The organism is Mucilaginibacter sp. CAU 1740 (assembly GCF_039839285.1).
Lineage (GTDB): Bacteria > Bacteroidota > Bacteroidia > Sphingobacteriales > Sphingobacteriaceae > Mucilaginibacter.
Genome location: NZ_JBDOQS010000002.1, coordinates 84,971 through 96,404 on the forward strand (window position 1 = coordinate 84,971; position 11,434 = coordinate 96,404).

9 protein-coding genes are annotated in these 11,434 nt (G+C 43.6%); 4 read left to right on the forward strand and 5 right to left on the reverse strand.

Features of this window, described 5'->3' with window-relative positions; all coding sequences use genetic code 11:
- Window position 1: 1 nt before the first annotated feature.
- Window positions 2-4,519 (reverse strand): glutamate synthase large subunit, encoded by a 4,518-nt coding sequence (gene gltB, locus AAFN85_RS04825; RefSeq protein ID WP_347525840.1) that lies wholly within the window; start codon window positions 4,517-4,519, stop codon window positions 2-4.
- Between the two features lie 538 nt (window positions 4,520-5,057).
- Window positions 5,058-5,339 (reverse strand): pyrimidine/purine nucleoside phosphorylase, encoded by a 282-nt coding sequence (locus tag AAFN85_RS04830; RefSeq protein ID WP_347525841.1) that lies wholly within the window; start codon window positions 5,337-5,339, stop codon window positions 5,058-5,060.
- Between the two features lie 166 nt (window positions 5,340-5,505).
- Here AAFN85_RS04830 and AAFN85_RS04835 point away from each other — a divergent pair, with 166 nt between their 5' ends.
- A complete protein-coding gene (locus tag AAFN85_RS04835; protein WP_347525842.1) occupies window positions 5,506-6,066 on the forward strand; it encodes a hypothetical protein in 561 nt (186 codons plus the stop codon).
- A gap of 73 nt (window positions 6,067-6,139) precedes the next feature.
- Here AAFN85_RS04835 and AAFN85_RS04840 read toward each other — a convergent pair whose 3' ends face one another.
- Complete coding sequence (locus tag AAFN85_RS04840; protein ID WP_347525843.1) at window positions 6,140-6,553, reverse strand: hypothetical protein; 414 nt, start codon at window positions 6,551-6,553, stop codon at window positions 6,140-6,142.
- A 307-nt stretch (window positions 6,554-6,860) separates the two neighbouring features.
- On the opposite strand from AAFN85_RS04840, the gene AAFN85_RS04845 reads away from it, so the two are divergent.
- Together AAFN85_RS04845 and AAFN85_RS04850 are read left to right on the forward strand one after the other, a co-directional pair.
- Entirely contained in the window at window positions 6,861-7,292 is a 432-nt protein-coding gene (locus AAFN85_RS04845; RefSeq protein ID WP_347525844.1) for a hypothetical protein, read from the forward strand.
- Between the two features lie 52 nt (window positions 7,293-7,344).
- A complete protein-coding gene (locus tag AAFN85_RS04850) occupies window positions 7,345-7,896 on the forward strand; it encodes a sugar O-acetyltransferase (protein WP_347525845.1) in 552 nt (183 codons plus the stop codon).
- A 71-nt stretch (window positions 7,897-7,967) separates the two neighbouring features.
- Here the strand turns inward: AAFN85_RS04850 and AAFN85_RS04855 are convergent, their stop codons facing one another.
- On the reverse strand, window positions 7,968-8,738 hold the full coding sequence (locus tag AAFN85_RS04855; RefSeq protein WP_347525846.1) for an oxygenase MpaB family protein: 771 nt from the start codon (window positions 8,736-8,738) through the stop codon (window positions 7,968-7,970).
- A gap of 10 nt (window positions 8,739-8,748) precedes the next feature.
- Window positions 8,749-9,141, reverse strand: coding sequence for a DUF2809 domain-containing protein (locus AAFN85_RS04860; protein ID WP_347525847.1), 393 nt, complete (start codon window positions 9,139-9,141; stop codon window positions 8,749-8,751).
- A 277-nt stretch (window positions 9,142-9,418) separates the two neighbouring features.
- On the opposite strand from AAFN85_RS04860, the gene AAFN85_RS04865 reads away from it, so the two are divergent.
- Window positions 9,419-11,353, forward strand: a complete 1,935-nt coding sequence (locus tag AAFN85_RS04865) for a sulfatase-like hydrolase/transferase (RefSeq protein ID WP_347525848.1) — start codon at window positions 9,419-9,421, stop codon at window positions 11,351-11,353.
- Window positions 11,354-11,434 lie beyond the last annotated feature (81 nt).

Here is an 11,434-nt window from a genome sequence, read left to right on the forward strand (position 1 = left end):
CTTAGCCTATAGTTTGATATTGTAATTTCTCTAATACTTTTTTATACTCTTTCGGGAATACTTTCACAAACTGGGTTGAAGCCTCATTCCAGTTGTTCAGTATTTTTTGCGCCAGCTTGCTGCCGGTTAGGGTGATGTGCTTACGCAACAGGGTCAGAATCTCTTCTTCGTCCTTAGTGTTTAGCGGGTCAAGATCAACCATTTCGGTATTGCAATTATCTGCAAAAGTACCTTCAGGATTGTAAACCCATGCCAAACCACCGCTCATACCCGCCGCGAAGTTGCGACCAGTTGCACCGAGGATCAGCGCGCGGCCACCGGTCATGTATTCGCAACCATGGTCGCCAATACCTTCAACAACCGTAGTTGCGCCCGAGTTACGTACCGCGAAACGCTCGCCTGCCATACCACCGATAAACAACTCCCCAGATGTAGCACCGTAAAGGGCTACGTTACCGATGATGATGTTCTCTTCGGGAGTAAAGGTTGCGTTTGCAGCCTGGTAAACGGCTATTTGTCCGCCCGAAAGGCCTTTACCTACGTAGTCATTAGCTTCACCTTCTAATTCAAAAGAAACGCCTTTGGTTGAGAAAGCACCAAAGCTTTGACCGGCCGAGCCTTTAAATTTAAAGTTGATGGTATTATCAGGCAAACCTGCCGAACCGTAAACTTTCGAGATCTCGTTTGATAACATGGTACCGATGGTACGGTCAACGTTAATTACATCGAAAGAGGCGTAAACCGGAGTTTTATCTTTTAAAGCAGGTTGCGCGGCTTCAACTAATTTCCAGTCGAGGATGTTAGCCATGCCATGATCCTGTGACTCGCTGTTGTAAAGCGTCATGCCTTTGGTGTTGGTAACCGGGTGCAGGATGCCGCTAAGATCGATCTTTTTGGCTTTCCAGCTTTGCAGGTTATCTTTCACTTTCAGGAACTGTACGCGGCCAACCATTTCATGAATGGTACGGAAACCAAGTTCGGCCATAATTTCGCGTAACTCTTCGGCCATAAAGCGGAACAGGTTTACGATATGCTCTGGTTTACCCGAGAACAGTTTACGCAATTCAGGATCCTGAGTAGCAACACCTACAGGGCAGGTGTTAAGGTGGCATTTACGCATCATGATACAGCCGCCTGCAACAAGGGCAGCTGTAGCCACACCCCATTCTTCGGCACCCATCAGGGCTGCGATAGCTAAGTCACGACCGGTTTTCAACTGACCATCAGTTTGTAACACCACACGGCTGCGCAGTTTGTTGCGAACCAATGTTTGGTGTGCTTCGGTCAGGCCAAGCTCCCAAGGTAAGCCAGCGTGTTTGATAGAGCTGATTGGCGATGCACCAGTACCACCGTCATAGCCGGCAATCAGGATCACATCTGCGTGTGCTTTGGCAACACCGGCAGCAATAGTGCCTACACCTGCTTTTGATACCAATTTAACGTTGATACGGGCAGCACGGTTGGCATTTTTAAGGTCGAAGATTAGCTGTGCCAAATCTTCGATAGAGTAAATATCGTGGTGTGGCGGAGGCGAGATCAAACCTACACCCGGTGTAGAGTGACGGGTTTTAGCGATCCAGTCATCAACCTTATGGCCCGGCAGCTGCCCGCCTTCGCCTGGTTTAGCGCCTTGTGCCATTTTTATCTGTAACTCATCGGCGTTGGTCAGGTAATTTGAAGTTACCCCGAAACGGCCTGATGCTACCTGTTTGATAGCCGAGCGCAATGAATCGCCGTTTGGCAATTTATCATAACGCATTTCATCCTCACCACCTTCGCCGGTATTGCTTTTACCGCCAATACGGTTCATGGCAATTGCCATAGTACTGTGAGCCTCGTGCGAGATAGAGCCGAACGACATCGCACCCGTAGCGAAACGCTTCATGATGTTCTCTGCCGGTTCAACCTCATCAATGCTGATAGATTCGCGGTGGTGGGCAAAATCAAGCATACCACGTATGGTGTAGTGCTTTTCAGTTTGCTCGTTAACCGCTTTAGCATAGTTTTTATATACCTCGTAGCTATTGCTGCGGGTAGCATGTTGCAATAAGTGTACAGTAGTAGGGTTAAACAAGTGGGCTTCGCCGCGGCGTTTCCACTGGTAAATACCACCTTCTGGTAGCAGGTTATCGGCACCTTTAGCCTCAAACCCCATTTTGTGTTTGCAAAGGGCTTCGCGGGCGATCTCATCCAAACCTAAACCACCGATACGGGTAACCGCGCCGTGGAAATATCTGTCAACTACAGTTTTGTTTAAACCAAGGATCTCAAATACCTGTGCGCCATGGTATGATTGCAGGGTTGAGATACCCATTTTAGAGAAGATCTTTAACAAGCCGTCGTTAATTGATTTAACGTAGTTGTTGTTTAGTTTTTTAAGATCATAGCTTGTTTCAAGACCGCCGTTGTTTTTCAACGTTTCGATGGTTGAAAGCGCTAAATAAGGGTTGATGGCAGTCGCGCCGAAAGCTAATAAACAAGCAAAGTGGTGAACTTCCCATGCATCACCGGTTTCAACAACCAAACCTACCGAACCACGGCGACCTTTGCGGATCAGGTGGTGGTGTACAGCAGATACAGCCAGCAGGGTAGGGATAGGAGCGTGCTCCGAATCCACTGCGCGATCCGAAAGGATCAATACCTCAAAGCCGTCATCAACAGCATCTTCGGCGTAGCGGCAAAGGCGGGCAAGGCCTTTTTCCAATGAGCCTGGCAGGCCATCAGCCTTAAAGTAGGTTTGCAGCGTTTTAGCGTGGAACAAACCGGTATCTATACTGCGCAGTTTTTCTAACTGGTGGTTTTTCAATATCGGGTGTTTAAGCACAACGCAATGGCAATGCATTTTATCTTCATCCAGCAGGTTACCGTTGTTACCTATAAAGGTAGCAAGGCTCATCACCAAACGCTCACGGATCGGGTCGATAGGTGGGTTGGTTACCTGCGCAAAGAATTGTTTAAAGTAGCTTGAAAGGTGCTGAGGTTTATCCGAAAGGATAGCCAAAGGTACGTCGGTACCCATCGAACCTACAGGTTCTTTGCCATCCAGTGCCATCGGTTTAATGATGGTATCGATATCCTCGCGACTGTAACCAAATACCTGCTGGTAACGGTAAACCGAAGCTTCAGATAAGCTGGCGAAAGCTAAACGAGGCTCAGAAAGCTCGCTCAGGTTAATTTTATAGTTCTCTAACCAACGACCGTATGGCTGTTGTGAAGCAACTTGTTGTTTAATTTCCTCGTCGGTAATGATGCGGCCTTTTTCGGTATCGATCAGTAACATTTTACCAGGCTGTAAACGGCCTTTGCGTAAAACGGTGCTTTCGTCGATAGTTAAAGTACCGGCTTCAGAAGCTGCGATAACGCGGCCATCATTGGTGATCACAAAACGTAATGGACGTAAGCCGTTACGGTCAAGCAATGCGCCAACCAGTTTACCATCGGTAAAGGTGATAGCGGCCGGGCCATCCCATGGCTCCATTAAAGTAGCGTGGAACTCGTAGAACGCTTTTTTAAGCGGATCCATAGCCTCGTTACCATCCCATGCCTCAGGTACCAGCATCATCATTACGTGTGGTAATGAACGACCTGAGTGTAATAACACCTCGATGATGTTATCCAAACATGCAGAATCCGACTGGTTGTTATCAATAACCGGCAACAGCATGTCCATCTCCTCCGCAGTGAAGTACGATGAAGCATAAGATTTTAAGCCGGCATAAAACCAGTTTAAGTTACCAGTTAAAGTATTGATCTCGCCGTTGTGGGCGATCATGCGAAATGGCTGGGCAAGTTTCCACGATGGGAAAGTATTGGTTGAGAAACGCGAGTGGATCATGGCAAAGCCAGATGCGATACGCGGATCAGAAAGGTCTGAATAATATTTACGTAACTGGTAAGTAGTAAGCTGGCCTTTGTAAATAATTGTTTTACAGCTTAATGATGTAAAATAAAAGTTTTCAGAGGCACCAATTACAGTTTCGGTAATGGTTTTGTTGATATACCTGCGCAACACGAACAGTTTACGCTCAAAATCTTCGGCATTGGTAATATGATGCGGGCGGGCAATATAAATTTGCTCAACATCCGGCTCGGCCTGGCGGGCAGTTTCACCAATAACTGACGAATCAACAACCAGTTTACGCTCGCCTAATTTATGTAAGCCTAATTTTTCAATAGCATTATTAATAATGGTACGGCAGGCCTTCTTCTGGGCCGAATCCTTCGGTAAGAAAATCATACCTACGCCATACTCGCCCGGTTCGGGCAGACTAATCTCAAGGTTTGAGCATTCTTCCATTAAAAACTCATGGGGCAGTTGTATTAAAATACCTGCACCGTCCCCGCTTTCGGGGTCGCATCCGCACGCACCACGGTGTTCCATGTTTTCGAGCATGGTTAGCGCGTTGTCGATGATCTGGTTGGTTTTATGACCGTCTATATTGGCAATAAATCCCGTTCCGCACGAATCGTGTTCAAATTCCGGTCTGTAAAGACCCTGGTGGCTATCAGTTTGATCCATTGTTTAAATTAAACCGTTTATAATTTTATAAGGGGTGTAACCACGAAGTTACCAAAACTCAAATAAATTATAAAATTTACGGTAATTTTTAAAGATTTCTAAAAAATCAATTATTTAAATCATAATTATTTAACAATTCCTCAATGAAAAGAAGTAAATATTATGATGTACAAAATGAAAGTACGGAAAAATTTATTTAGAATCAATATAAAGTTATACCAAACATGTGCAATACATTTATTAAAGCTGACTTTTTAGCTATAACCAAATAAAATTTTGTGGCGTTTTTCTATGTAGTTGGTAGAGATTGGAGGAAGTGGTGATGGGTAATAGTTAGCTGGTGATGGCGGGAAGTTGGATTATTTGAGGGGGGACAAGCTGATCGGGCAGGAAAGAGATTATTAGCTTGATCTATATATTATCAAAGCCGTCATTGCGAGGTACGAAGCAATCCGAAACTTTACAGGGTGGGCCTGCTTATCGGGGATTGCTTCGTACCTCGCAATGACGGCTTTTTGATAGGCGACGAATCAGTAGCTTATCTATAAACACACAGATAAGAACTCTGCACGCCGGTCTTTACCTTAAAAGATGTATTGGCTTCAATTTCAAATACTTGCCCGTTGGTATAAGTTTTCCATTCAGTAGCACCAGGCAATAATGCCTCAAGCGCGCCTTCAATAACGGTCATGGTTTCGTGGCTTGAGGTGCCAAATTCGTATTCGCCAGGTTCAATAACACCTATGGTTGAGCGGCCCTGAGCGGTAGTATAGGCCAGCGATTTTACGGCCCCTTCAAAATATTCGTTTACGTTTATCATTGATTAAAAATTTGCGGCCTAATATGGTTAAATAAAATGATTTGTGTTATAATTGGGGCTTAACAAATGTGAGGTAGCAAATACACGAATGTTAAAATATGTGAAAAAAGTAATTTCGGTTGTAATTATTACTTCTTAAACATCGTTATTTGCATAAAATTTATATATGAGGAAAATTCAACTATTGATGCTGTTCGTTTTGTCAGCTATAATATTCCAGGGCTGTAAAAAGGACGTTGTTACTTCTGCTTCTACTACCTCCGACCAAATACTTGCTGCCACTATAAACGGAACCTCATGGATCCCGGATACCGTTTCTGCCTCGATAATTTATAATGCTGCTGCTGGTACCAAGACTTTTAATGTTGAAGGTACCGCAGATTCAAAACGTGTAAAATGGGTTATAACTTTAACCGGAGCTACTGCCACCAACGTTAATGCTTTTCCGATAGCTACTTATAAAGTTGATGCTACCACCCGGGTGCAAATGTCGTACTACGAAGCCAACTCAGCTGGTGAATACGTACCGGTTGGTGATGTTGAAGATGGATCAGGATCGATCATTGTTTCATCTATCGATCCTACAAAAAATGTAATAACAGGTACATACTCATTCTCGTCGAGAAAAGTCAATTATAACGCTGATGGTTCTATCGAGTCCATTTCTACCCAACAAGTTTTAGGCGGTAACTTCACTAATTTGCCTTATACGTTTACAAGTAACTAATTTACCGTTACTATTATAAAAAGAAAACGCCCCGACATTTGTCGGGGCGTTTTCTTTTTATACCAAAGCCAGATTAGTGCGATGGATTAGTAGGCGTAGTCGGGCTCGATGGCATAGGCTGCGGGCTCGGACTCGGGTTACTTGGCGTTGGCATATTAGGCTGCGGATTAGTGTTCGGCGTACTTGGCTGTGGCACCGGGTTAGGGGTGTTTGGCTGTGGCGACGGATCTGGGGTTGGTGCTGGCGTAGGCGGCGTTGGCTGCGGAACCGGCATAGGTACCCGTGTTGGATCTGTTGGTGTTGGGTTGCTTGGTTTTGTTTCCTGTTTTTTAGTTTTTTTCTTCTTCTTTACCGTATCGGTATCAGCAACCATGCTTGTTTTTTTGATAACAGAAGTATTTATAGCGGTGTGGTGAACTCCTGCAAATGATAATGAGCCTGCTATTGACAGGGCTACAGCCGCGGCTGCAATTCTTAGATTTTTCATAATAGTTTTCTTTTTGTTTATGAAAGATTAACTATAAATATAACCAAGGCTACCGGAAATGGTTTTTATTAATTGAAATTGAGCGGAAAGCAGAAAGCTAAAAGCCGGAGGCTGAAGGCAAAAAGGGAGGCCGGAGATGCTTTAGACTTTCGCTTTTAGCTCCCGCTCTGTAAAAAGCTTTATGCTTTCGGCTTTCAGCTAAATAAAGAGGGTTGAGTTGTGAGGCCGTCGAGACTTAAAGCTGTAATTTAGGCACAATTATGTTTAACAAGGATTGAAAGTTTTACCAGCTTTTTGTTCCGCCTAAATGAGAATAGTTACTTTTAAATACAGCAAATCCCTTTGGGTTTTTGGCATTATTGTGCCATCGTTCATGACCGTTTTTTGCGTAGTGCGTTTAAAAAAAGATAACTGGCCCGAACTGTTGCCTGTTATAACCGCGCTTGCATTTGTAATAATTACTTTTTGTAGACGGTGTTTCACCTACGACTTGCGCGATAAAATTGCCCTGATGCTTGATGATGAAAAGTTGACCTCATATATTGATGGTAAAGTTGTTTACTGGCAGGATGTTACCGGGATAAGTTATCGAAAGGTTAGGGGAGGCATCCATATCCATTTAACAGTAAACAGGCAGGATATTTTTGAGGAAACCATTTCAATTTCTACCACGCACATTGAGGGTAGCGACCTTGTTATTTATAACGCTGTCGCGGCTTTTTGTAAACAGTTAAAATAGTTTTGTTGCAGGCGATGGTTTACATTTGTTACTATAACAAACATCTGCAACCATGACCGAACTTGAAAAAATGATAGCCGGCGAATTGTATAATGCCGGCGACGCTGAACTTGTTGCCGCACGCTCAAAGGCCCGCCGCTTGTTTAGTGAATATAATGCCGCCGGCTACGATGATAAGGAAACCAAAACCGATATTTTAAAACAGTTGCTTGGTAGCTTTGCCGGCAACATCGATATCCAATCTCCTTTTTATTGCGATTACGGTTTTAATATTACAGCAGGCGATAACCTGTTCATGAACTTTAACTGCATTATACTGGATTGCGCTAAGGTTACTTTTGGCGATAACGTTTTCCTCGCACCTAATGTGCAGCTTTACACAGCTTATCACCCTATAATAGCTTCCGAGCGGATAAAAGGACCTGAATATGCCGCGCCTATTACCATAGGTAACAATGTATGGCTTGGCGGCGGTGTGATTGTTTGCCCCGGCGTTACCATTGGCGATAATACCACTATTGGGGCAGGCAGCGTGGTTACTAAAGATATCCCTGCTAACGTAGTGGCCGTGGGGAATCCTTGTAGGGTGATCAAGGAGCTATAAGGGCAAAGTTTTCGAGTTTAAGCTCGCGAAGGCGCTAAGACGCAAAGTTTCTTTTTTAAGTTGTAGGTGTTTTAGTTTATCACCAATGCCTCGTCCATGCCTATGATCTGTGCTTTGTACTGATTAGGTAGTAGCGCGTTCCTGAAAAATTTGCCCGGTTTAAAGTTTTTTACCGCTTTGTACACTTTTAATACAGGCCAAAGCCATGCGATTTTGCCTAATGGTAATTGCCGACTTATTTGTTCAGGCACGGTTAATAGTTGCGCTTGCTTCAGGATCTGGTACCTGAGAGGGCCGAGGTGTTTTCTGTATTGTTTGTACAGATCAATTGTAAAAGCACTGTTTATTAGGTTTTGTTCAAGATGTTCCTGGCGCATTTTCAGGTACTCCGGATAGTTTGTCGGCAGGCCTTTCAATTGCATTCGCTCGCCAACCCTGTTAAATACATTAAATACTTCTGTTTTTTCGGCAGTGGTTAAAGGTTGTTCCAATAACTCGTACGAGCGTATGGATAGGTCAATAAGCAGGAACAGAACATCGCGATATGCCCAATCTGGTATTTGCGCCCCGCGGGCAGTTTCAACTCCTTTATGTATAGCGTTTATTTTATCGATGGATTGCAGGGCAGCTTCCTGTTCCGAAAATAAGATCTGCCTTGAGTAAGCTACTGTACTAAACAACCGCCCTAAAGGATCAGCTGGGAGTTTGCCCGTGAAGTAGAGCCAGTCTACCGCTTTATTCAACGCAAACTCGGCCGCGGCCCCTGCGAAGATGAAGAGTATTGTATCGGCCTTGCCCCAAATTTTGCGGACTATAGAATGTTCATCTACAAAATACTTCATATGTTTAATTTTATGCTGATGGTTGCGGTGTAAGTGTTTTATGTTTCGTGGCTCGCTCTGCTAAAATGACGATTACAATGCCTATAGTATAGCAAAGCATATCGCCCCAGGAAAATGAACTACCTAAAAGAATAGTGGCCAACTTTGAATTTTGCCAGCCAAAAAAACCAAGAAGGTTGAGGTACTGAGAAAACTCAACTGCATATGCAAATAGCAATGTGGCCAAGGCTGTTTTAAACCATGGTGTGTTGACAAAGCTTTTTACAAAGCAATAAATAAGTATCACGATCAACAGGTCGCCGCCGAAGGGACGAATGAGCCTGTCGTGCATGAACGCGCCTATGAATACTTCGGTAATGAAGAGGGCTAATGTTAGGGTGAAGTAGCGTTTATTGAGAATCATTACTTGATTTATAAAAGTACTTTGTTTTTCAAAGTTAATTAGTTATTTCCTCATTTCCAAATTGAATTATAAAGGAGAGGGTGTAATGAATTATCAAGGTTAATTTTTGATCGATTTGCATTTGTAACTACCAGGTCATTAAATCACCATTGATTTAGTATTAAATAATTGTAACCCTATTTTTTATACTTTCGCTTTTTAATAGCTCCCGGTATAAACCAGGTTTGATCACCACCCTGCCGATCCTGCCCTGGCCAAGCTAACGCAACATATTTTAATGGAAAGTAAATTAAGGTTAGCCGAATATAAAGTGCTTTTATACAGGCTGTTTTTGGGGTATTTGTTTTATTTTATAGCAAGGGTATTATTCTTTGCTTTTAATACGCATTTGTTTGCCGTTGATAGCTTTTGGGCATTACTTAAGCTATGCTATTATGGGATGGCCTTTGATACTACGGCTTTGCTATACACCAATAGCCTCTTTATACTGCTTAGCGTTTTGCCGCTAAAAGTGAATACCCGGCCGGGTTTTCAAAAGGGGATGCAGATCCTTTATTTTGTTACCAACCTGCTTTGTTTCGCTACCAACTTTGTTGATATTATTTACTACCGCTTTAGCCAGGTACGATCAACCAAAGCTACGCTTGATGTTTTGGCCGATGAGAATAATAAGAAACTGCTTTTTACCCACTTTTCGGAAGCTTACTGGTACGTTGTGGCATTGTTCATCATCTGTGCTATCTGCTGGGTTTGGCTGTATAACAGGGTGAAAATTAAACAGCAGCGGGTTGTTGATAACAAAGTTTACTTCTTATCGTCGGTGGTGTCATTTCTTGTGATCCTTGCATTGGTGATAGGTGGTATCCGTGGAGATTTTGCGCACAGCACCAGGCCTATTAATATGGTTGATGCTTATAAACATATCACTATCCCTAACCAGGGCGATATTGTGCTGAATACGCCTTTCGCTATTTTCCGTACGCTGGGCACCAATAACTATAAATTGCAGCATTGGGTTGATGATGCTTACATCACCAATAATATAAAACCCATAAAACAATACACCGGCAAACCGGCCGCGAAACCCAATGTGGTGATCATCATACTGGAAAGTATGGCCCGCGAATATTGGGGCAGCATGAACAAGGGTGTGAACATCCCCGGATTTAAATCATATACGCCGTTTTTAGATTCACTTTCCGATAGCAGCCTGATATTTACCAATGCTTACGCTACGGGCAGGCAATCTATCCATGCTATGTCGTCGGTTTTGGCGGGGATTCCTTCGTTTCAAAACGCATTTACTTCATCACCTTTTGCCAAGCAGCAGATCCAGTCAATAGTTTCGGTTTGTAATGATATGGGATACGAAACTTCATTTTTTCATGGCGCGGCTAATGGTTCGATGGGTTTCCAGGGTTTTGGGAGCATTTTGGGATACAAACATTACTACGGGCGTACCGAGTATAATAACGATCGTGATTTTGACGGCATCTGGGGCATTTGGGACGAGCAGTTTTTCCAGTTCATGGGCCGCACGCTTACGCAGCAACAGAAACCATTTATGGCTACGTTGTTCACCCTTTCATCGCATGATCCCTATCAGCTGCCCGAAAAGTATAAGGCAAGGTTTACCGGCGGTCCGCTGGCTATTGATAAATGTGTGCAATATACCGATAACTCGTTACGTATATTTTTCAACTACGCTAAAACACAGCCTTGGTACTACAATACCATCTTTGTGATCACGGCCGATCATACCAGCCAAACCTATTACCCTGAATATAGCAAACAGGTTAATCGTTTCGCGGTGCCTATATTATTGTATAGCGCTAACCCGGCGTATAACCTGAAAGGGGTACGTACCGACCTTGCATCGCAAATGGACATTTACCCAACCCTTGCCGATTTAACGGGTTATAATAAACCGATCCGTTCATGGGGGAGAAGTTTGGTAAGCAATCTGCCCGATGAGCAACCTAAGCTCATCAACTCCACAGGTAATATTTACCAATTTATGCAGGGGAATTACACCTACCTGTTCGATGGTAAAAACTTCACCGGCATCTTCGCTGTTGCTGATAAGGGGTTGGATAAAAACCTGATGCCCGGTGGTATCAACCCTGAAATGCAGAAAGGGATGCAGGATTGTAAAGCCCTGATACAGGATTATGTGGATAGGATTGTGAACGGGAAATTGGTGGCGAAATAAATCGAGGCTACTGTTGTAAGCCTTAATATGGGATTTGATAAAAGTCTTTTATAAGAGACATGGGTTTAGCAAAACGTTGAT

What these genes read in the sequence shown, in the direction of transcription:
- AAFN85_RS04855 (WP_347525846.1), bottom strand. Translation starts at nt 8,738, where the DNA reads ATGAAGTATTTTGTAGATGAACATTCTATAGTCCGCAAAATTTGGGGC.
- gltB (WP_347525840.1), bottom strand. Translation starts at nt 4,519, where the DNA reads ATGGATCAAACTGATAGCCACCAGGGTCTTTACAGACCGGAATTTGAA.
- AAFN85_RS04840 (WP_347525843.1), bottom strand. Translation starts at nt 6,553, where the DNA reads ATGAAAAATCTAAGAATTGCAGCCGCGGCTGTAGCCCTGTCAATAGCA.
- AAFN85_RS04860 (WP_347525847.1), bottom strand. Translation starts at nt 9,141, where the DNA reads ATGATTCTCAATAAACGCTACTTCACCCTAACATTAGCCCTCTTCATT.
- AAFN85_RS04845 (WP_347525844.1), top strand. Translation starts at nt 6,861, where the DNA reads ATGAGAATAGTTACTTTTAAATACAGCAAATCCCTTTGGGTTTTTGGC.
- AAFN85_RS04865 (WP_347525848.1), top strand. Translation starts at nt 9,419, where the DNA reads ATGGAAAGTAAATTAAGGTTAGCCGAATATAAAGTGCTTTTATACAGG.
- AAFN85_RS04850 (WP_347525845.1), top strand. Translation starts at nt 7,345, where the DNA reads ATGACCGAACTTGAAAAAATGATAGCCGGCGAATTGTATAATGCCGGC.
- AAFN85_RS04830 (WP_347525841.1), bottom strand. Translation starts at nt 5,339, where the DNA reads ATGATAAACGTAAACGAATATTTTGAAGGGGCCGTAAAATCGCTGGCC.
- AAFN85_RS04835 (WP_347525842.1), top strand. Translation starts at nt 5,506, where the DNA reads ATGAGGAAAATTCAACTATTGATGCTGTTCGTTTTGTCAGCTATAATA.